The sequence below is a fragment of the Enterobacter sp. BNK-29 genome, from assembly GCF_048684785.1.
GTDB classification, from domain to species: domain Bacteria; phylum Pseudomonadota; class Gammaproteobacteria; order Enterobacterales; family Enterobacteriaceae; genus Enterobacter; species Enterobacter cloacae_M.
In genome coordinates this window covers 1,890,987-1,910,038 of record NZ_JBLQTU010000001.1, presented here as the reverse complement: position 1 = coordinate 1,910,038, position 19,052 = coordinate 1,890,987, and the positions used below count along the sequence as shown (strand labels likewise).

General features: G+C 56.3%; 16 protein-coding genes. 11 read left to right on the top strand and 5 right to left on the bottom strand.

The genetic code is table 11. The features are described 5' to 3' along the window. Positions 1-2 precede the first annotated feature (2 nt). The 5 genes from ilvG to ilvA are packed head-to-tail and all read left to right on the top strand — an operon-like array spanning position 3 to position 6,315. Positions 3-1,649, top strand: coding sequence for an acetolactate synthase 2 catalytic subunit (gene ilvG, locus ACMGGX_RS09130; RefSeq protein ID WP_348562358.1), 1,647 nt, complete (start codon positions 3-5; stop codon positions 1,647-1,649). Next, complete coding sequence (gene ilvM, locus ACMGGX_RS09125) at positions 1,646-1,909, top strand: acetolactate synthase 2 small subunit (RefSeq protein ID WP_024907956.1); 264 nt, start codon at positions 1,646-1,648, stop codon at positions 1,907-1,909. Before ilvG ends, ilvM begins: the two co-directional genes overlap by 4 nt. Positions 1,910-1,927: 18 nt before the next feature. Then, positions 1,928-2,857 carry a branched-chain-amino-acid transaminase gene (gene ilvE, locus ACMGGX_RS09120; protein WP_023326297.1) on the top strand — a complete coding sequence of 310 codons (930 nt, stop codon included), beginning with the start codon at positions 1,928-1,930 and terminating at the stop codon, positions 2,855-2,857. Between the two features lie 60 nt (positions 2,858-2,917). Beyond that, positions 2,918-4,768, top strand: coding sequence for a dihydroxy-acid dehydratase (gene ilvD / locus ACMGGX_RS09115; protein WP_047366694.1), 1,851 nt, complete (start codon positions 2,918-2,920; stop codon positions 4,766-4,768). A gap of 2 nt (positions 4,769-4,770) precedes the next feature. Further along, positions 4,771-6,315: a threonine ammonia-lyase, biosynthetic gene (ilvA, locus tag ACMGGX_RS09110; protein ID WP_024907958.1), complete on the top strand. Its 1,545-nt coding sequence runs from the start codon at positions 4,771-4,773 to the stop codon at positions 6,313-6,315. 45 nt (positions 6,316-6,360) lie between these two features. On the opposite strand, the gene ilvY is transcribed toward ilvA, so the two are convergent. Continuing rightward, entirely contained in the window at positions 6,361-7,251 is an 891-nt protein-coding gene (gene ilvY, locus ACMGGX_RS09105) for an HTH-type transcriptional activator IlvY (RefSeq protein ID WP_032641403.1), read from the bottom strand. 152 nt (positions 7,252-7,403) lie between these two features. Here ilvY and ilvC point away from each other — a divergent pair, with 152 nt between their 5' ends. Continuing rightward, positions 7,404-8,879 (top strand): ketol-acid reductoisomerase, encoded by a 1,476-nt coding sequence (gene ilvC / locus ACMGGX_RS09100; RefSeq protein WP_023333828.1) that lies wholly within the window; start codon positions 7,404-7,406, stop codon positions 8,877-8,879. A gap of 85 nt (positions 8,880-8,964) precedes the next feature. Here the strand turns inward: ilvC and ppiC (ACMGGX_RS09095) are convergent, their stop codons facing one another. Both ppiC (ACMGGX_RS09095) and ppiC (ACMGGX_RS09090) read right to left on the bottom strand, forming a co-directional pair. Then, a complete protein-coding gene (ppiC, locus tag ACMGGX_RS09095) occupies positions 8,965-9,246 on the bottom strand; it encodes a peptidylprolyl isomerase PpiC (RefSeq protein ID WP_420298291.1) in 282 nt (93 codons plus the stop codon). Between the two features lie 50 nt (positions 9,247-9,296). After that, positions 9,297-9,578 (bottom strand): peptidylprolyl isomerase PpiC, encoded by a 282-nt coding sequence (gene ppiC / locus ACMGGX_RS09090; protein ID WP_023309649.1) that lies wholly within the window; start codon positions 9,576-9,578, stop codon positions 9,297-9,299. 112 nt (positions 9,579-9,690) lie between these two features. Between ppiC (ACMGGX_RS09090) and rep the strand changes: the two genes are divergently transcribed. Continuing rightward, positions 9,691-11,715, top strand: a complete 2,025-nt coding sequence (gene rep, locus ACMGGX_RS09085) for a DNA helicase Rep (RefSeq protein ID WP_023309648.1) — start codon at positions 9,691-9,693, stop codon at positions 11,713-11,715. Positions 11,716-11,773: 58 nt separating this feature from the next. Here rep and gppA read toward each other — a convergent pair whose 3' ends face one another. Both gppA and rhlB read right to left on the bottom strand, forming a co-directional pair. Further along, a complete protein-coding gene (gppA, locus tag ACMGGX_RS09080) occupies positions 11,774-13,258 on the bottom strand; it encodes a guanosine-5'-triphosphate,3'-diphosphate diphosphatase (protein WP_048975637.1) in 1,485 nt (494 codons plus the stop codon). Positions 13,259-13,264: 6 nt separating this feature from the next. After that, positions 13,265-14,533: an ATP-dependent RNA helicase RhlB gene (rhlB, locus tag ACMGGX_RS09075; protein WP_023309646.1), complete on the bottom strand. Its 1,269-nt coding sequence runs from the start codon at positions 14,531-14,533 to the stop codon at positions 13,265-13,267. A gap of 144 nt (positions 14,534-14,677) precedes the next feature. Here rhlB and trxA point away from each other — a divergent pair, with 144 nt between their 5' ends. The 4 genes from trxA (at position 14,678) to wzzE (ending at position 19,018) form a co-directional block, all read left to right on the top strand. After that, a complete protein-coding gene (gene trxA / locus ACMGGX_RS09070; protein ID WP_006179218.1) occupies positions 14,678-15,007 on the top strand; it encodes a thioredoxin TrxA in 330 nt (109 codons plus the stop codon). Positions 15,008-15,352: 345 nt separating this feature from the next. Beyond that, positions 15,353-16,612 carry a transcription termination factor Rho gene (gene rho / locus ACMGGX_RS09065; RefSeq protein ID WP_008501566.1) on the top strand — a complete coding sequence of 420 codons (1,260 nt, stop codon included), beginning with the start codon at positions 15,353-15,355 and terminating at the stop codon, positions 16,610-16,612. 242 nt (positions 16,613-16,854) lie between these two features. Next, the gene (wecA, locus tag ACMGGX_RS09060) at positions 16,855-17,958 is read left to right on the top strand and encodes a UDP-N-acetylglucosamine--undecaprenyl-phosphate N-acetylglucosaminephosphotransferase (RefSeq protein WP_420298290.1); all 1,104 of its coding nucleotides are present in this window, start codon (positions 16,855-16,857) and stop codon (positions 17,956-17,958) included. Between the two features lie 13 nt (positions 17,959-17,971). Next, positions 17,972-19,018 carry an ECA polysaccharide chain length modulation protein gene (gene wzzE / locus ACMGGX_RS09055; protein WP_420298289.1) on the top strand — a complete coding sequence of 349 codons (1,047 nt, stop codon included), beginning with the start codon at positions 17,972-17,974 and terminating at the stop codon, positions 19,016-19,018. The last annotated feature ends 34 nt before the right edge of the window (positions 19,019-19,052 follow it).

The following is a 19,052-nucleotide window of genomic DNA, read 5'->3' as shown; positions in this document are numbered from 1 at the left end:
CTATGAATGGGGCACAGTGGGTAGTACATGCGTTGCGCGCGCAGGGAGTCGAAACCGTATTCGGTTATCCGGGTGGCGCAATTATGCCGATTTACGATGCACTGTATGACGGCGGCGTGGAACATCTCTTGTGCCGACACGAGCAGGGCGCAGCGATGGCAGCCATCGGTTATGCCCGCGCGACAGGTAAAACTGGCGTGTGTATGGCGACTTCAGGCCCGGGCGCAACGAACCTGATCACCGGCCTGGCTGACGCGCTGCTGGATTCCGTTCCCGTTGTCGCCATCACCGGGCAGGTGGCGTCTCCGTTCATTGGTACCGATGCTTTTCAGGAAGTCGACGTCCTCGGTTTATCGCTGGCCTGCACCAAACACAGCTTCCTCGTCCAGTCTCTGGAAGAGCTGCCGCGCGTAATGGCTGAAGCATTCGAAGTGGCAAGCTCCGGCCGTCCTGGTCCGGTTCTGGTCGATATCCCGAAAGATATCCAGGTAGCACTCGGCGATCTGGAACCGCACTTCTCTACCGTTGAAAGCGACGATGCGTTTCCGGAAGCGGAAGTTGAAGAGGCCCGTCAGATGCTGGCGCAGGCGAAACAGCCGATGCTGTACGTCGGCGGTGGCGTAGGCATGGCACAGGCCGTTCCTGCCCTGCGCGAATTTATCGCAACAACGCAGATGCCAGCGACCTGCACGCTGAAAGGTCTCGGTGCTGTCGACGCGGATTACCCCTACTATCTGGGCATGCTGGGGATGCACGGCACCAAAGCGGCAAACCTGGCGGTGCAGGAGTGCGATCTGCTCATCGCCGTAGGTGCCCGTTTTGACGACCGCGTCACCGGCAAGCTGAATACCTTTGCGCCGAACGCCAAAGTCATCCATATGGATATCGACCCGGCGGAGATGAACAAGCTGCGTCAGGCGCATGTCGCCTTGCAGGGCGATCTCAACGCGGTGTTACCGGCATTGCAGCAGCCGCTGGATATCAACGCATGGCGTCAGCACACCGCAGACATGCGCACCGAGCACGCCTGGCGTTACGACCATCCCGGCGAGGCTATCTACGCGCCGCTGCTGTTGAAGCAGTTGTCCGACCGTAAACCTGCTGACAGCGTCGTCACAACCGACGTAGGCCAGCACCAGATGTGGTCCGCGCAGCACATGACCTACACCCGCCCGGAAAACTTCATCACCTCCAGCGGCTTGGGTACCATGGGCTTCGGTCTGCCGGCAGCCGTTGGCGCTCAGGTAGCCCGCCCGAACGATACCGTTATCTGTATCTCCGGTGACGGCTCCTTCATGATGAACGTTCAGGAGCTCGGCACCGTTAAGCGCAAGCAGTTGCCGCTGAAGATCGTGTTGCTCGACAACCAGCGTTTAGGGATGGTTCGCCAGTGGCAACAGCTGTTCTTCCAGGAGCGCTACAGCGAAACGACTCTCACCGATAACCCCGATTTCCTCACCCTGGCCAGCGCCTTCGGCATCCCTGGTCAGCACATCACCCGTAAAGATCAGGTTGAAGCGGCGCTCGACACCATGCTGAACAGCGATGGGCCTTACCTGCTTCATGTCTCAATCGACGAACTCGAGAACGTCTGGCCGTTGGTACCGCCTGGTGCCAGTAACTCACAAATGATGGAGAAATTATCATGATGCAGCATCAGGTCGCCGTACAGGCTCGCTTCAACCCGGAAACCTTAGAACGCGTTTTGCGTGTGGTGCGTCATCGTGGTTTTCAGATTTGCTCTATGAATATGGAGACGGCCACTGACGCCCGGAATATCAGTATCGAATTAACCGTTGCCAGCCCGCGGTCGGTCGACTTACTGTTTAGTCAGTTATCAAAGCTGGTAGACGTTGCCCATGTTGCCATCTGCCAGAGCACAACCACATCACAACAAATCCGCGCTTAAGCGTGACAGGACGAAAAAATGACGACAAAAAAAGCTGATTACATTTGGTTCAACGGTGAGATGGTTCGCTGGGAGGACGCGAAGGTCCACGTGATGTCCCACGCGCTGCACTACGGTACCTCCGTATTTGAAGGCATCCGCTGCTACGATTCTCACAAAGGGCCAGTGGTGTTCCGCCATCGCGAACACATGCAGCGTCTGCATGACTCAGCCAAAATTTATCGTTTCCCGGTTTCTCAAAGCGTCGACGAGCTGATGGAAGCCTGTCGCGACGTGATCCGTAAAAACAACCTGACCAGCGCCTATATTCGTCCGCTGGTCTTCGTGGGCGACGTCGGCATGGGCGTAAACCCGCCTGCCGGGTACAACACCGATGTGATCATTGCCGCGTTCCCATGGGGTGCTTACCTGGGTGCAGAAGCCCTGGAGCAGGGGATCGACGCAATGGTCTCTTCCTGGAATCGCGTTGCGCCAAACACTATCCCGACCGCCGCGAAAGCGGGCGGAAACTACCTTTCTTCCCTGCTGGTCGGTAGCGAAGCGCGCCGCCACGGGTATCAGGAAGGTATCGCCCTGGACGTAAATGGCTACATCTCTGAAGGTGCGGGTGAAAACCTGTTTGAAGTGAAAGACGGCATTTTGTTCACGCCGCCGTTCACCTCGTCCGCGCTGCCGGGCATCACCCGTGATGCCATCATCAAGCTGGCGAAAGATCTGGGTATCGAAGTACGCGAGCAGGTACTGTCCCGCGAATCCCTGTATCTGGCAGATGAAGTGTTTATGTCCGGTACCGCGGCTGAAATCACGCCGGTACGCAGCGTGGACGGTATCCAGGTGGGCGAAGGCCGCTGCGGTCCGGTCACCAAACGTATTCAGCAAGCGTTCTTTGGCCTCTTCACCGGCGAAACAGAAGATAAATACGGCTGGTTGGATCAGGTTAATCACTAAGCATAAATTTGGGACGGCACGCACCGTCCCATTAAATAGTCAGACGGGAGTCAATAAAGCATGCCTAAGTATCGTTCAGCCACCACCACCCACGGCCGTAATATGGCGGGAGCCCGCGCGCTGTGGCGCGCCACCGGAATGACCGACGCCGATTTCGGCAAGCCGATTATCGCCGTGGTGAACTCCTTCACCCAGTTTGTACCGGGCCACGTGCACCTGCGCGATCTCGGTAAGCTGGTTGCCGAGCAAATCGAAGCCTCCGGCGGCGTGGCGAAAGAGTTCAACACCATTGCGGTGGATGACGGTATCGCGATGGGGCACGGGGGCATGCTCTATTCACTGCCGTCGCGCGAGCTGATCGCCGACTCCGTAGAATATATGGTGAACGCCCACTGCGCCGATGCGATGGTCTGCATCTCCAACTGCGACAAAATCACCCCGGGGATGCTGATGGCCTCCCTGCGCCTGAACATTCCGGTGATCTTCGTCTCCGGCGGCCCGATGGAAGCGGGGAAAACCAAGCTCTCCGACAAAATCATCAAGCTCGACCTGGTCGATGCGATGATCCAGGGCGCGGACCCGAAAGTCTCTGACGAGCAGAGCGACCAGGTGGAACGCTCCGCGTGTCCGACCTGCGGCTCCTGTTCCGGTATGTTCACCGCCAACTCCATGAACTGCCTGACCGAAGCGCTGGGTCTTTCTCAGCCGGGTAACGGCTCGCTGCTGGCGACCCACGCCGACCGTAAGCAGCTGTTCCTCAACGCCGGTAAGCGCATCGTTGAGCTGACCAAACGCTACTACGAGCAGGACGACGCCAGCGCGCTGCCGCGCAACATTGCCAGCAAAGCTGCGTTCGAAAACGCGATGACGCTGGATATCGCCATGGGCGGCTCCACCAACACCGTTCTGCACCTGCTGGCCGCCGCGCAGGAAGCCGAAATCGACTTCACCATGAGCGACATCGACAAGCTGTCCCGCAAAGTCCCGCAGCTGTGTAAAGTCGCGCCGAGCACCCAGAAGTACCATATGGAGGACGTACACCGTGCCGGTGGCGTAATCGGTATTTTGGGCGAGCTGGATCGCGCCGGGCTGCTGAACCGTGACGTGAAAAACGTGCTTGGCCTGACGCTGCCTGAGTCGCTGGACCAGTACGACGTCATGCTGACCAAAGACGACGCGGTGAAAAAAATGTTCCGCGCCGGTCCAGCGGGTATTCGCACCACCCAGGCATTCTCGCAGGATTGTCGCTGGGATACGCTGGACGATGACCGCGCCGAAGGCTGCATCCGCTCGCTGGAACATGCCTACAGCAAAGACGGCGGTCTGGCCGTGCTGTACGGTAACTTCGCGGAAAACGGCTGCATCGTGAAAACCGCAGGCGTGGACGACAGCATCCTGAAATTCACCGGTCCGGCGAAGGTGTACGAAAGCCAGGATGAAGCGGTAGACGCGATTCTCGGCGGCAAAGTGGTGGAAGGCGACGTGGTTGTTATTCGCTACGAAGGGCCGAAAGGCGGTCCCGGCATGCAGGAGATGCTCTACCCAACCACCTTCCTGAAATCCATGGGACTCGGTAAAGCGTGTGCGCTGATCACCGACGGGCGTTTCTCCGGCGGCACCTCCGGCCTCTCTATCGGCCACGTTTCGCCGGAAGCGGCAAGCGGCGGCAACATCGCCATCATCGAAGACGGTGACCTGATCGAAATCGACATTCCGAATCGCGGCATTCAGCTGAAGCTGAGCGACCAGGAAATTGCGGCCCGTCGTGAAGCGCAGGAAGCCCGCGGCGACAAAGCCTGGACGCCGAAAGACCGCCAGCGTGAAGTCTCCTTCGCCCTGCGCGCCTACGCGAGCCTTGCCACCAGTGCAGATAAAGGCGCGGTGCGCGATAAATCTAAACTTGGAGGCTAATGATGGCCGAGTCACAACCCTTATCCGCCGCCCCTGAGGGGGCGGAATACCTGAGAGCGGTGCTGCGCGCGCCGGTCTATGAAGCCGTGCAGGTTACGCCCCTGCAGAAAATGGAAAAACTCTCTTCGCGCCTCGACAACGTCATTCTGGTGAAGCGCGAAGACCGTCAGCCGGTGCACAGCTTCAAGCTACGCGGCGCCTACGCGATGATGGCCGGGCTGACCGATGAGCAGAAAGCGCGCGGCGTGATTACCGCGTCTGCGGGCAACCACGCCCAGGGCGTAGCGTTCTCGTCTGCTCGTCTGGGGCTGAAGGCGCTGATCGTGATGCCGGTTGCGACCGCAGATATCAAAGTCGACGCGGTGCGCGGTTTCGGCGGCGAAGTGCTGCTTCACGGCGCCAACTTTGACGAAGCCAAAGCCAAAGCGATCGAGCTGGCGCAGCAGCAGGGTTTCACCTGGGTACCGCCGTTCGACCACCCGATGGTGATTGCCGGGCAGGGCACGCTGGCGCTGGAACTGCTGCAGCAGGATGCCCATCTCGACCGCGTCTTCGTTCCGGTTGGCGGCGGTGGCTTAGCCGCAGGCGTCGCGGTGCTGATCAAACAGCTGATGCCGCAGATCAAAGTCATCGCCGTTGAAGCGGAAGACTCTGCCTGCCTGAAGGCGGCGCTGGATGCGGGGCATCCTGTGGACCTGCCGCGCGTCGGGCTGTTTGCCGAGGGCGTTGCGGTGAAGCGCATTGGGGATGAAACCTTCCGCCTGTGCCAGGAGTATCTCGACGATATCGTCACGGTTGATAGCGATGCTATCTGCGCGGCGATGAAGGATCTGTTCGAGGATGTGCGCGCGGTGGCTGAACCTTCCGGCGCGCTGGCGCTGGCGGGGATGAAAAAATACATCGCGCAGCACAACATTCGCGGCGAGCGTCTGGCGCACGTGCTGTCTGGTGCGAACGTGAACTTCCACGGTCTGCGCTACGTTTCCGAGCGCTGCGAGCTGGGTGAACAGCGGGAAGCGCTGCTGGCGGTGACGATTCCGGAAGAGAAAGGCAGCTTCCTGAAGTTCTGCCAGCTGCTGGGCGGCCGTTCGGTGACGGAGTTCAACTACCGTTTTGCCGATGCCAAAGACGCCTGCATTTTTGTCGGCGTGCGTCTGAGCCGCGGCGTGGAGGAGCGCAAAGAGATCCTCAACCTGCTGCATGAGGGCGGCTACAGCGTGGTCGATCTTTCTGACGATGAGATGGCGAAGCTGCACGTGCGCTACATGGTCGGCGGGCGTCCATCAAAGCCGCTCAGGGAACGTCTGTTCAGCTTCGAGTTTCCGGAATCGCCGGGCGCGCTGCTCAAGTTCCTGCACACGCTGGGAACGCACTGGAACATTTCCCTGTTCCACTACCGCAGCCACGGCACCGACTACGGCCGCGTGCTGGCGGCGTTCGAACTGGGCGAGCACGAGCCGGATTTCGAAACGCGGCTGAACGAGCTGGGCTATGAATGCCACGACGAAACCCATAACCCGGCGTTCCGCTTCTTCCTCGCGGGCTAAGGGCTGAGCTGCGTGTCGGCCGGTTAAGCGCAGCGCCATCCGGCTTTAGTGGTTCGGCAATATCTGCCAGAACGCATCAATAAGCGGCTCATGCAGCCGCTTTTTTTGTGCGCACACGCCAAGCTCAAACGGCGTCTTCTCGTCGCTGCGCTCCAGAATCATCACGCGATTGCGCACCGGTTCGGGGCTGTTTTCCAGCACCACTTCCGGCAGCAGCGCCACGCCGCAGCCCAGCGCCACCATCGACACCATCGCCTCGTGGCCGCTGACCGTGGCGTAAATCGACGGATTGCTGATTTTCTGACGGCGGAACCACAGCTCGATGCGGCGGCGCACCGGCCCCTGATCGGCCATGATAAACGGCACCGTCGACCAGTCCGGTTTTTCCACCGACACCTGATTACGCACCGGGCAGGGCAGCGCCGGCGCGATCAGCACCACCGCCAGATTCTCCAGCATCGAGAATGCCACCGCGCCCGGCAGGGTTTCGGGTTTTCCGGCGATGGCGAGATCCGCTTCGCCCGTCACCACTTTTTCCATTGCGTCGGAGGCGTCGCCGGTGGTGAGCTTAATTTCAACCGACGGATGAGCCGCGCGGAAGCGGTCAAGGATGGGCGGCAGATGGCTGTAGGCGGCGGTGACGGAGCAGAAAATATGCAGCTCGCCGGAAAGTGATGGCCCCTGCTGGTCAATCGAGTGCCGCAGCTGCTGGTACTGCAACAGCGTCTGCTGGGCAAAAATGCGCAGCTCTTCGCCCGCTTCCGTGAGGGTGACGGTGCGGTTATCGCGCACGAACAGCGGCTGGCCGAGGTCTTCCTCAAGCCGCTGGATCTGGCGTGAAAGCGTGGAGGGGCTAACGTGCATCGCCCGGGCGCTGCGGCCAAAATGGCGGCTTTCCGCCAGGTGCAGGAACATTTTCAGATCGCGTAAATCCACCGATTCCACTCCCTCTTTTTATATTGCAAAAATTGCAACATGACGTTGTGAATATATCAATTTCCGCAATAAATTTCCTGTTGTAATGTGGGTACATTCTCGCTGAAACGCGAACCGAACAATAAGACACACAACATCACGAGGTATCACCCATGGCTAACTACTTTAATACACTGAACTTGCGCCAGCAGCTGGCGCAGCTGGGCAAATGCCGCTTCATGGCGCGCGACGAATTTGCCGATGGCGCGAGCTACCTTCAGGGTAAAAAAGTGGTCATCGTCGGCTGTGGCGCACAGGGTCTGAACCAGGGCCTGAACATGCGTGACTCCGGTCTGGATATCTCCTACGCCCTGCGCAAAGAAGCGATTGCTGAGAAGCGTGCTTCCTGGCGCAAAGCGACCGAAAACGGCTTCAAAGTGGGCACCTACGAAGAGCTGATCCCGCAGGCGGATCTGGTGGTTAACCTGACCCCGGACAAACAGCACTCTGACGTTGTGCGTTCCGTACAGCCGCTGATGAAAGACGGCGCCGCGCTGGGTTACTCCCACGGCTTCAACATCGTTGAAGTGGGCGAGCAGATCCGTAAAGACATCACCGTGGTGATGGTGGCGCCGAAGTGCCCGGGTACGGAAGTACGCGAAGAGTACAAACGTGGCTTCGGCGTGCCGACCCTGATCGCGGTTCACCCGGAAAACGATCCGAAAGGCGAAGGCATGGCGATTGCCAAAGCGTGGGCAGCGGCGACCGGCGGCCACCGTGCGGGCGTGCTGGAATCTTCCTTCGTTGCCGAAGTGAAATCTGACCTGATGGGCGAGCAGACCATTCTGTGCGGCATGCTGCAGGCCGGTTCTCTGCTGTGCTTCGACAAGCTGGTAGAAGAAGGTACCGACCCGGCCTACGCGGAAAAACTGATTCAGTTCGGCTGGGAAACCATCACCGAAGCGCTGAAGCAGGGCGGTATTACGCTGATGATGGACCGTCTGTCCAACCCGGCAAAACTGCGTGCTTACGCGCTGTCTGAACAGCTGAAAACCATCATGGCACCGCTGTTCCAGAAACACATGGACGACATCATCTCCGGCGAATTCTCTTCCGGCATGATGGCGGACTGGGCGAACGACGATAAAAACCTGCTGACCTGGCGTGAAGAGACCGGTAAAACCGCGTTCGAAACCGCGCCACAGTATGAAGGTAAAATCGGCGAGCAGGAGTACTTCGATAAAGGCGTACTGATGATCGCCATGGTGAAAGCAGGCGTTGAGCTGGCGTTCGAAACCATGGTTGATTCCGGCATCATCGAAGAGTCTGCGTACTACGAATCTCTGCACGAGCTGCCGCTGATCGCGAACACCATCGCCCGTAAGCGTCTGTACGAAATGAACGTGGTAATCTCTGATACCGCAGAATACGGTAACTACCTGTTCTCTTACGCCTGCGTACCGCTGCTGAAAGAGTTTATGACCACTCTGCAGACGGGCGATCTGGGTAAAGCGATTGCTGAAGGTGCCGTGGATAACGCGCAGCTGCGCGATGTGAACGAAGCGATTCGCAGCCACCAGATCGAGAAAGTGGGTCACAAACTGCGTGGCTACATGACCGATATGAAGCGTATTGCGGTAGCGGGTTAACAACCTTGTCGGGTGGCGCTTCGCTTACCCGACCTACAAAACCGTAAGATGTAGGCCGGGTAAGGCGTAGCCGCCACCCGGCTTTTTAATTGCGATAGAGTACCTTAATAATGTGATACCCGAACTGCGTGTGCAGCGGGCCGGTTGGCTCCAGCACCGGGCAGGAGAACACCACTTTATCGAACGCCGGAACCATCTGGCCCTGGCGGAACTCACCCAGATCGCCGCCGCGCTTGCCTGACGGGCAGATGGAATGCTTCTTCGCCAGCTTGCCGAAGTCGGCACCGTTTTTAATCTGCTCCATAAGATCTAAAGCCAGTTTCTCTTCTTTAACGAGGATGTGCACTGCTGCTGCTGTTTTTGCCATGATCGTGCCTTGAATAGGTTGAAATAAATCGGGGCGCAATATATCACGCGTCAGCGGCGATATAGCACCTTAATGATATGGTAGCCAAATTTGGTTTTCACCGGGCCGTAGGGCTTCAGAAGCGGGCAGCTAAAGACCGCCCGATCGAACGGGCCGACCATCGCACCTTGTTGAAACTCGCCGAGATCCCCGCCATTGCGTCCGGACGGGCATTTAGAGTAACGCTTCGCCAGATGATCAAAGCTGATGCCGCGCTCCAGCTTGGCCAGGATCTCCTGAGCCAGTTTCTCTTCTTTTACCAGAATATGCAGGGCTGCTGCGGTCTTTTTCATGGTTCTGCTCTACGGGTTAAACGCGATTTCTCCACTTTATCATTAGCCGGTAAATCTGCGCCCGGCTTTCTGCTACAATCCACACCCCGTTCGAAGATTGAGCAACACTCCCATGCGTTTAAACCCTGGACAACAACAAGCGGTCGAATTCGTTACTGGACCATGCCTGGTGCTGGCAGGGGCCGGTTCGGGTAAAACCCGCGTGATCACCAACAAAATCGCCCATCTGATCCACAACTGCGGATATCAGGCGCGACACATTGCGGCGGTCACCTTTACCAATAAAGCGGCGCGCGAGATGAAAGAGCGCGTCGGTCAGACGCTGGGTCGTAAAGAGGCTCGCGGCCTGATGATTTCCACTTTCCACACGCTGGGGCTGGATATCATCAAACGCGAGTATGCGGCGCTGGGAATGAAGTCCAACTTCTCGCTCTTCGATGACACCGATCAGGTGGCGCTGCTCAAAGAGCTCACCGAGGGGCTGATCGAAGATGACAAAGTGCTGTTGCAGCAGCTGATCTCGACGATCTCTAACTGGAAAAACGATCTGATGACGCCGGCCCAGGCCGCGGCGATCGCCAAAGGTGAACGGGATCGGATCTTCGCACACTGCTACGGTCTGTACGATGCGCACATGAAAGCGTGTAACGTGCTGGACTTTGACGATCTGATCCTGCTGCCCACGCTGCTGCTGCAGCGCAATGAAGAGGTGCGCGAGCGCTGGCAGAATAAAATCCGCTACCTGCTGGTGGATGAATATCAGGACACCAACACCAGCCAGTACGAGCTGGTGAAGCTGCTGGTGGGGCAGCGCGCGCGTTTCACCGTGGTAGGCGACGACGACCAGTCAATTTACTCCTGGCGCGGTGCGCGCCCACAAAACCTGGTGCTGCTGAGCAAAGATTTCCCGGCCCTGCAGGTGATTAAGCTGGAGCAAAACTACCGCTCCTCCGGGCGTATCCTGAAGGCGGCAAACATCCTGATTGCCAATAACCCGCACGTATTTGAGAAGCGTCTCTTCTCCGAACTGGGCTACGGCACGGAGCTGAAAGTGCTCAGCGCCAACAATGAGGATCATGAAGCGGAGCGCGTGACGGGCGAACTCATCGCTCACCACTTCGTCAACAAAACCGAATATAAGGATTACGCGATCCTCTATCGCGGCAATCACCAGTCGCGCGTCTTTGAAAAGATGCTGATGCAGAACCGCATTCCGTACAAAATCTCGGGCGGCACGTCGTTCTTCTCGCGGCCAGAAATCAAAGATCTGCTGGCCTATCTTCGCGTGCTTACTAACCCGGATGACGACAGCGCGTTTCTGCGCATCGTGAATACGCCTAAACGCGAGATTGGTCCGGCGACGCTGCAAAAGCTCGGCGAGTGGGCGATGACCCGCAACAAAAGTATGTTTACCGCCAGCTTCGACATGGGGCTGAGCCAGACGTTAACCGGACGCGGGTATGACTCGTTAACCCGTTTCACCCACTGGCTCGGCGAAGTGCAGCGTCTCGCGGAGCGGGAGCCGGTGGCGGCGGTGCGCGATCTCATTCACGGCATTGACTATGAGTCCTGGCTGTATGAAACCTCAGCCAGCCCGAAAGCGGCTGAGATGCGCATGAAAAACGTTAACCAGCTCTTCAGCTGGATGACCGAAATGCTGGAGGGCTCTGAGATCGACGAGCCAATGACCCTGACGCAGGTGGTCACTCGCTTTACCCTGCGCGACATGATGGAGCGCGGCGAGAGCGAAGAAGAGGCCGATCAGGTTCAGCTGATGACGCTGCATGCGTCAAAAGGGCTGGAGTTCCCGTATGTGTATCTGGTCGGCATGGAAGAGGGATTGTTGCCGCACCAGAGCAGCATTGATGAAGACAACGTCGACGAGGAGCGTCGCCTGGCCTACGTGGGGATCACCCGCGCGCAGAAAGAGCTGACGTTCACGCTGTGTAAAGAGCGCCGCCAGTATGGTGAACTGGTACGCCCGGAGCCGAGTCGTTTCCTGCTGGAACTGCCGCAGGATGACCTGATCTGGGAACAGGAGCGCAAAGTGATTACCGCAGAAGAGCGGATGCACAAGGGTCAGGCTAACGTGGCAAACATCCGCGCCATGCTGGCAAAAGCCAAAGAGAAAGGATAATTCCGTAGGGATCTGTTGGCCGGGTAAGGCGAAGCCGCACCCGGCAATGTTCAGCGTATTACTTTACTTCCAGCACCCAGTGCACGTAGCTCTGCCACTGGCACTCCTGTTCGATCATCTCGGCCCCTAACGGATGACGATCAATCCAGTTCTCCGGCAGCGTTAGCGAAAGCTTCTCGTCATCGGCCACCAGATTAATGGCAGGCAGCAAATCATCGCGGCGGCGGCTGGCAAACAGGATCGCCAGACGCAACAGGCGGCACAGATGCTCGGCCACGCGCGGCGGTACGGCGTTTTGCTGATGCAAAGAGGAGAGATCGACGGCATTGGTCTGGTTCAGCAGCAGCGTTGCCAGCAGCTTTTTCTGCGCGGGTGTATAGCCCGGTAAATCAAGGTTTCGTACCAGATACGCTGCATGAGCCGGTGCCTGCTTAAAATCAATGCTCAGCCCCACTTCATGTAGCGCACAGGCGCTCAGCAGTAAATCCCGGCTCAGATGGTCAAGATCCCAGACGTTAGCGACCTGATCGGCGAAGCGTGACGCCAGCTGCGATACGCGTCCGGCCTGATCGATATCAACCAGAAAACGACGCTGCACATTGCGCAGAGTACGGCTGCGGATATCCTGATCGACCGAAAGATGTAACATCCCGTAGACCAGACCTTCGCGCAGCGCGCCGCCGGCCAGGGTCATACACTGGATGTTCAGCTCGGTGAAAATGGCGATAAGAATAGCCAGCCCGCTCGGGAAGACCAGCGCGCGTTCCAGCGTCAGGCCTTCAATTTCCAGCTCTTCCAGGCGTCCGCACTGAATGGCGCGCTGTTTCAGCTGCTGAAGTTTGGCAAGCGTAATCCGCTCGTCCATTCCCTGCGCCATCATGATTTCCTGCAGAGCCTGCACGGTACCCGAGGCACCCACGCAGACTTTCCAGCCGTGATAGCGCAGCTCGTCCATCACCGGGCGTAACACTTCGCGCGCGGCGTTTTCTGCCTCGTCGAAGTTCTCTTTCGCCAGATTCCGATCGGTAAAGTAGCGCTCAAGCCAGGTCACGCAGCCCATCGACAGGCTGAACAGCGACGTTGCCTGCGCGCCGGTGCCGGTCACAAGCTCGGTACTGGCACCGCCAATATCCACCACCAGACGGCGATCGTCACCTCCCGTGGTGTGCGCAACGCCCTGGTAAATCAGGCGAGCTTCTTCTTCACCGCTGATAACCTGTACCGGACAACCCAGAATTTCCTGCGCTCTGGCAATGAAATCCACGGCGTTGACCGCCAGGCGGAGTGTCGCAGTGGCGACCACGGTGATTTGGGCGTGCGGGATATCCTGAAGACGTTCGGCAAAGAGCCGCAGACACTGCCAGCCACGTTCCATGGCCTCAGGTGAGAGGTGATTATCGCTGCTCAGGCCCGCCGCGAGGCGGACCTTGCGCTTGATGCGCGTCAGCGTTTGTATGCTTCCCGCCACCTCGCGCACAACCAGCATATGAAAACTATTCGAACCGAGATCAATTGCCGCATAAAGCGAGGTGGAGCTGAGCATATTTTCTTAACCTGAACGACGACGATTACGCGGCGCGCCACCTGAACGACGCGGACCATTGCCGGAGCGTGGGCGGGTTAGACGCTTAGGCGGCGGCAGTTCGCTTAACAGCGCTTCCGGATTGTATTTGCTCTGCGGAATAGAGTGACCGATATACGTCTCAATGGCCGGGAGATTCAGCGCATACTCTTCACACGCAAGGCTAATCGAGTGACCGCTTGCGCCCGCACGACCGGTACGACCGATACGGTGTACGTAGTCTTCGCAGTCGTCTGGCAGATCGTAGTTAAAGACGTGCGTCACGGCCGGAATGTGCAGACCACGAGCGGCAACGTCGGTTGCGACCAAAATATCAAGATCGCCACGGGTAAACTCTTCCAGAATACGCAGGCGTTTTTTCTGCGCCACGTCGCCGGTCAGCAGGCCAACACGGTGACCGTCTGCAGCCAGATGGCCCCAGATGTCTTCACAACGGTGCTTGGTGTTCGCAAAGATAATGGCGCGATCTGGCCACTCTTCTTCAATCAGCGTTTGCAGCAGACGCATTTTCTCTTCATTGGAAGGGTAGAAGAGCTCTTCTTTAATGCGGTGACCCGTTTTCTGCTCCGGCTCCACTTCTACATATTCGGCGTTGTTCATCTGTTCGAACGCCAGCTCGCGTACGCGATAAGAAAGGGTAGCGGAGAACAGCATATTCAGACGCTGATTGGCCGGCGGCATGCGGCGGAACAGCCAGCGAATATCTTTAATGAAGCCCAGATCGTACATGCGGTCAGCTTCATCGAGCACCACAACCTGGATTGCGCCGAGGTTAATGTGGTTCTGTTTGGCGTAATCGATAAGACGGCCGGTGGTACCGATCAGGATATCCACACCGCTTTCCAGCACTTTCAGCTGTTTATCGTAGCCGTCGCCGCCATAGGCCAGGCCAAGCTTCAGGCCGGTAGACTGCGCCAGGGGTTCAGCGTCTGCGTGGATCTGTACCGCAAGTTCTCGCGTCGGGGCCATAATTAGCGCGCGCGGCTGGTTAACTTTGCGGTCTGCAATCGCTGGGTGAGAAAGTAAATAATGAAACGTTGACGTTAAAAACGCCATCGTTTTGCCGGTACCGGTTTGCGCCTGCCCGGCAACATCGCGACCGGCCAGCGTCAGCGGCAGCGCGAGGGCCTGAATGGGCGTGCAGTTGTGAAACCCTTTATTTTCAAGGGCTTCAATCACCTTCGGGTGCAGCGCGAAGTCGGAAAACTTCTGTTCTGTTAAATGTGTTTTGCTCATAGTGTGGTAGAATATCAGCTTACTATTGCTTTACGAAAGCGTATCCGGTGAAATAAAGTCAACCTTTAGTTGGTTAATGCGACATCAACACGTCGTTGGTGGAGACAAAACCAACGTACCAGGCTTATTCCTGTGGAGTTATATATGAGCGATAAAATTATTCACCTGACTGACGATAGTTTTGACACGGACGTACTTAAGGCTGACGGGCTGATCCTCGTCGATTTCTGGGCTGAATGGTGTGGTCCTTGCAAAATGATCGCCCCGATTCTGGATGAGATCGCCGACGAATATCAGGGCAAACTGACCGTTGCCAAGCTGAACATCGACCAGAACCCGGGCACCGCACCAAAATACGGTATCCGTGGCATCCCAACCCTTCTGCTGTTCAAAAACGGCGAAGTGGCAGCGACCAAAGTGGGCGCGCTGTCCAAAGGTCAACTGAAAGAGTTCCTGGACGCTAACCTGGCGTAAGGTTTCTCCGCTGTGCGTTCAGAGCTCCCGGCTAAATGATGTGGAACTCTGGACGCCCGGCTGAAGTCGTGCTAAGTTAGCTATGACTTCGTTTTAAACATATCTTGTTGTTTGAATCTTGTTTTACCCGATACTTCCCGTTGTTAACATGAACATTGCGTGAAGTGGCTAAATTCCGGGCTTGTCACTCAATCCGTCTTGTCGTTTCAGTTCTGCGTTCTTTCCCTGTGACCAGACAGCGAACAGACATGAGTCGATGGCCGCTAAACAGGCATGGATGACCCTGCCATACCATTCACAACATTAAGTTCGAGAATCACCCCGAGTTTAAGAACCCACACCATTATGAATCTTACCGAATTAAAGAATACGCCGGTTTCTGAGCTGATCACTCTCGGCGAAAATATGGGGCTGGAAAACCAGGCTCGTATGCGCAAGCAGGACATCATTTTCGCCATCCTGAAGCAGCACGCTAAGAGTGGCGAAGATATCTTTGGCGACGGTGTGCTGGAGATATTGCAAGACGGATTTGGTTTCCTCCGCTCTGCAGACAGCTCCTACCTCGCCGGCCCTGACGACATCTACGTATCCCCCAGCCAAATCCGCCGTTTCAACCTCCGCACTGGTGACACCATTTCAGGTAAGATTCGTCCTCCTAAAGAGGGTGAACGCTACTTTGCGCTGTTGAAAGTCAATGAAGTTAACTTCGACAAACCGGAAAACTCGCGTAATAAGATCCTCTTCGAGAACTTAACGCCGCTGCACGCGAACTCTCGCCTGCGCATGGAGCGTGGTAACGGTTCTACTGAAGACTTAACCGCGCGTGTTCTGGATCTGGCATCACCAATTGGTCGCGGCCAGCGTGGTCTGATTGTGGCACCGCCAAAAGCGGGTAAAACCATGCTGCTGCAGAACATCGCGCAGAGCATTGCCTATAACCACCCAGATTGCGTGCTGATGGTGCTGCTGATTGACGAACGTCCGGAAGAAGTGACCGAGATGCAGCGTCTGGTTAAAGGTGAAGTAGTTGCTTCTACCTTCGACGAGCCAGCATCTCGCCACGTTCAGGTTGCGGAAATGGTTATCGAGAAGGCGAAACGCCTGGTTGAGCACAAGAAAGACGTGATCATCCTGCTTGACTCCATCACCCGTCTGGCGCGTGCCTACAACACCGTGGTTCCGGCGTCTGGTAAAGTGCTGACCGGTGGTGTGGATGCTAACGCCCTGCATCGTCCGAAACGTTTCTTCGGTGCCGCACGTAACGTGGAAGAGGGCGGAAGCCTGACCATCATCGCGACGGCGCTGATCGATACCGGTTCTAAAATGGACGAAGTGATTTACGAAGAATTTAAAGGTACAGGTAACATGGAACTGCACCTTTCTCGTAAAATCGCTGAAAAACGCGTCTTCCCGGCTATCGACTACAACCGTTCCGGTACCCGTAAAGAAGAGCTGCTCACCACGCAGGAAGAGCTGCAGAAAATGTGGATCCTGCGCAAAATCATCCATCCAATGGGTGAAATTGACGCGATGGAGTTCCTCATTAATAAACTGGCGATGACCAAAACCAACGACGATTTCTTCGACATGATGAAACGCTCGTAACGTAAATAAAGCCAGTGAACGCCACGTTTTTACGTGGCGTTTTCCTTTTATGGACTATACGCTAGTACTACCTACTCCCAATTTTGACCGGTCGGTGCGACAATAGAGCCGTTTCTGCATCCTGAGAAATAATTGATTGAAAAATATACAAAGGGAGTTGTTAGAAGCCATCTTTATTACTTCTGAGGTTGTGGCTTCATGGTTATACTTCCGGGACTAACAATTGTTGAGAGCAATCCATTGTGAATCTATTCACTGCCGTTACTGAACTGATCAGTATTTTTTTATTCACAACCTGTTTTTTGTTCATTGCACGCAAGGTGGCAAAACGAATAGGGTTGGTGGATAAACCTAATTTTCGTAAACGCCATCAGGGTCTTATTCCTTTAGTCGGCGGAATTTCTGTTTACGCAGGGATTTGCTTCACGTTTGGAATTGCCGACTATTATATTCCACATGCCGCCCTGTACATTGCATGCGCCGGTGTCCTGGTGTTAGTCGGGGCTCTTGATGACCGATTCGATATCGCGGTGAAAATACGCGCCACCGTTCAGGCGGCCATTGGCGTGGTGATGATGGTTGTGGGTGGACTGTATCTGCGAAGCCTCGGCTATGTGTTTGGCCCCTGGGAGTTAGTCCTGGGTCCATTTGGCTTCTTCCTGACACTCTTTGCCGTCTGGGCGGCAATCAATGCTTTCAACATGGTGGATGGCATTGACGGCCTGCTCGGTGGGTTGTCATCCGTCTCGTTCGCCGCTATCGGCATTATTTTATGGTTTGATGGTCAGTACAGTCTGGCAATGTGGTGTTTTGCCATGATTGCCGCCATTCTGCCTTATATCCTCTTAAACCTCGGTGTGCTGGGCCGTCGCTATAAAGTCTTTATGGGAGACGCGGGCAGTACGCTGATTGGTTTTACGGTTATCTGGATCCTGTTAGAAACCACACAGGGTCAAACCCATCCGATAAGTCCCGTAACCGCGCTGTGGATTATTGCCATTCCATTAATGGATATGGTGGCGATTATGTATCGCCGCCTGCGCAAAGGGATGAGTCCTTTCTCTCCTGACCGCCAACACATTCATCACCTCATCATGCGTGCGGGTTTTACTTCTCGTCAGGCGTTTGTGCTGATTACTCTGGCCGCCGCTATTTTGGCCGCAATTGGTGTGGCTGCAGAATATTCTCATATTATTCCTGAGTGGGTTATGTTGGCATTATTCTTGCTGGCATTTTTCCTGTACGGCTACTGCATTAAGCGCGCATGGAAAGTGGCGCGATTTATTAAACGTCTTAAACGCAGGATGCGTCGTAACAATGGCAAAAATACAACATTAACTAAGTAAAACCGGGACTATGATGACTCAACCGTTGGCGGGAGCGAAATCAGTGGTAACTGAGAATGAACTGGATATTCGGGGTTTGTTTCGCGTGCTATGGGCAGGCAAACTTTGGATTGCGGGGATCGCGCTGGGGTTTGCCCTGTTAGCGCTGGCCTATACGTTCTTTGCAAAGCAAGAGTGGAGCGCCACGGCAATCACAGACAAGCCAACGGTTAACATGCTCGGGGGATACTATTCCCAGCAGCAATTCCTGCGTAACCTGGACATCAGAGCCAGTCTTGCTACGCCTGACCAGGCTTCCGTTATGGATGAAGCCTATAAAGAGTTTGTGATGCAGCTGGCATCGTGGGATACCCGCCGCGATTTCTGGTCCCAGACGGATTACTACAAGCAGCGCCGGGTTGATAATACAAAAGCCGATGCCGCCCTGCTGGACGATCTGATTAACAATATTCAGTTTATGCCGGGCGACGCGCTGCGTAGCGTGAATGACAGCGTCAAGCTGATTGCAGAAACCGCGCCGGATGCCAACAACCTGTTGCGTCAGTATGTCGCGTTTGCCAGCCAGCGTGCCGCAAGCCATCTTAACGAAGAGCTTAAAGGTGCCTGGGCGGCTCGTACCATCCAGATGAAAGCCCAGGTGAAACGTCAGGAAGAAGTGGCGAATACTATTTTCGGTCGCCGCGTGCATAACATTGAGCAGGCGCTGAAAATTGCGGAACAGCACAATATTTCCCGTACTGAGACGGACGTGCCGGCCGATGAGCTGCCTGACTCTGAAATGTTCCTTCTTGGTCGCCCTATGCTGCAGGCGCGTCTGGAAAACCTGAAGGCCGTCGGTCCTGATTTTGACCTCGATTACGATCAAAATCGCGCGATGCTCAATACGCTTAATGTCGGCCCATCCCTGGACCCTCGTTTTCAGACCTATCGTTATTTGCGAACGCCTGAAGAACCTGTAAAACGCGACAGTCCGCGTCGTGCATTCCTGATGATCATGTGGGGGATTGTAGGCGCATTGACGGGCGCTGGCGTGGCGTTAACGCGTCGTCGCAAAAACTAAGAACGCCGTCTACGATGAAGGCTGCGGCCTTCAT

Excerpts from the sequence above, each read along its gene's own strand:
- rep (WP_023309648.1), top strand. The coding sequence starts at position 9,691 with ATGCGTTTAAACCCTGGACAACAACAAGCGGTCGAATTCGTTACTGGA.
- ppiC (WP_420298291.1), bottom strand. The coding sequence starts at position 9,246 with ATGGCAAAAACAGCAGCAGCAGTGCACATCCTCGTTAAAGAAGAGAAA.
- ilvA (WP_024907958.1), top strand. The coding sequence starts at position 4,771 with ATGGCCGAGTCACAACCCTTATCCGCCGCCCCTGAGGGGGCGGAATAC.
- ilvM (WP_024907956.1), top strand. The coding sequence starts at position 1,646 with ATGATGCAGCATCAGGTCGCCGTACAGGCTCGCTTCAACCCGGAAACC.
- trxA (WP_006179218.1), top strand. The coding sequence starts at position 14,678 with ATGAGCGATAAAATTATTCACCTGACTGACGATAGTTTTGACACGGAC.
- wzzE (WP_420298289.1), top strand. The coding sequence starts at position 17,972 with ATGACTCAACCGTTGGCGGGAGCGAAATCAGTGGTAACTGAGAATGAA.
- ilvE (WP_023326297.1), top strand. The coding sequence starts at position 1,928 with ATGACGACAAAAAAAGCTGATTACATTTGGTTCAACGGTGAGATGGTT.
- rho (WP_008501566.1), top strand. The coding sequence starts at position 15,353 with ATGAATCTTACCGAATTAAAGAATACGCCGGTTTCTGAGCTGATCACT.
- ilvC (WP_023333828.1), top strand. The coding sequence starts at position 7,404 with ATGGCTAACTACTTTAATACACTGAACTTGCGCCAGCAGCTGGCGCAG.
- ilvG (WP_348562358.1), top strand. The coding sequence starts at position 3 with ATGAATGGGGCACAGTGGGTAGTACATGCGTTGCGCGCGCAGGGAGTC.
- ilvD (WP_047366694.1), top strand. The coding sequence starts at position 2,918 with ATGCCTAAGTATCGTTCAGCCACCACCACCCACGGCCGTAATATGGCG.
- rhlB (WP_023309646.1), bottom strand. The coding sequence starts at position 14,533 with ATGAGCAAAACACATTTAACAGAACAGAAGTTTTCCGACTTCGCGCTG.
- gppA (WP_048975637.1), bottom strand. The coding sequence starts at position 13,258 with ATGCTCAGCTCCACCTCGCTTTATGCGGCAATTGATCTCGGTTCGAAT.
- ppiC (WP_023309649.1), bottom strand. The coding sequence starts at position 9,578 with ATGAAAAAGACCGCAGCAGCCCTGCATATTCTGGTAAAAGAAGAGAAA.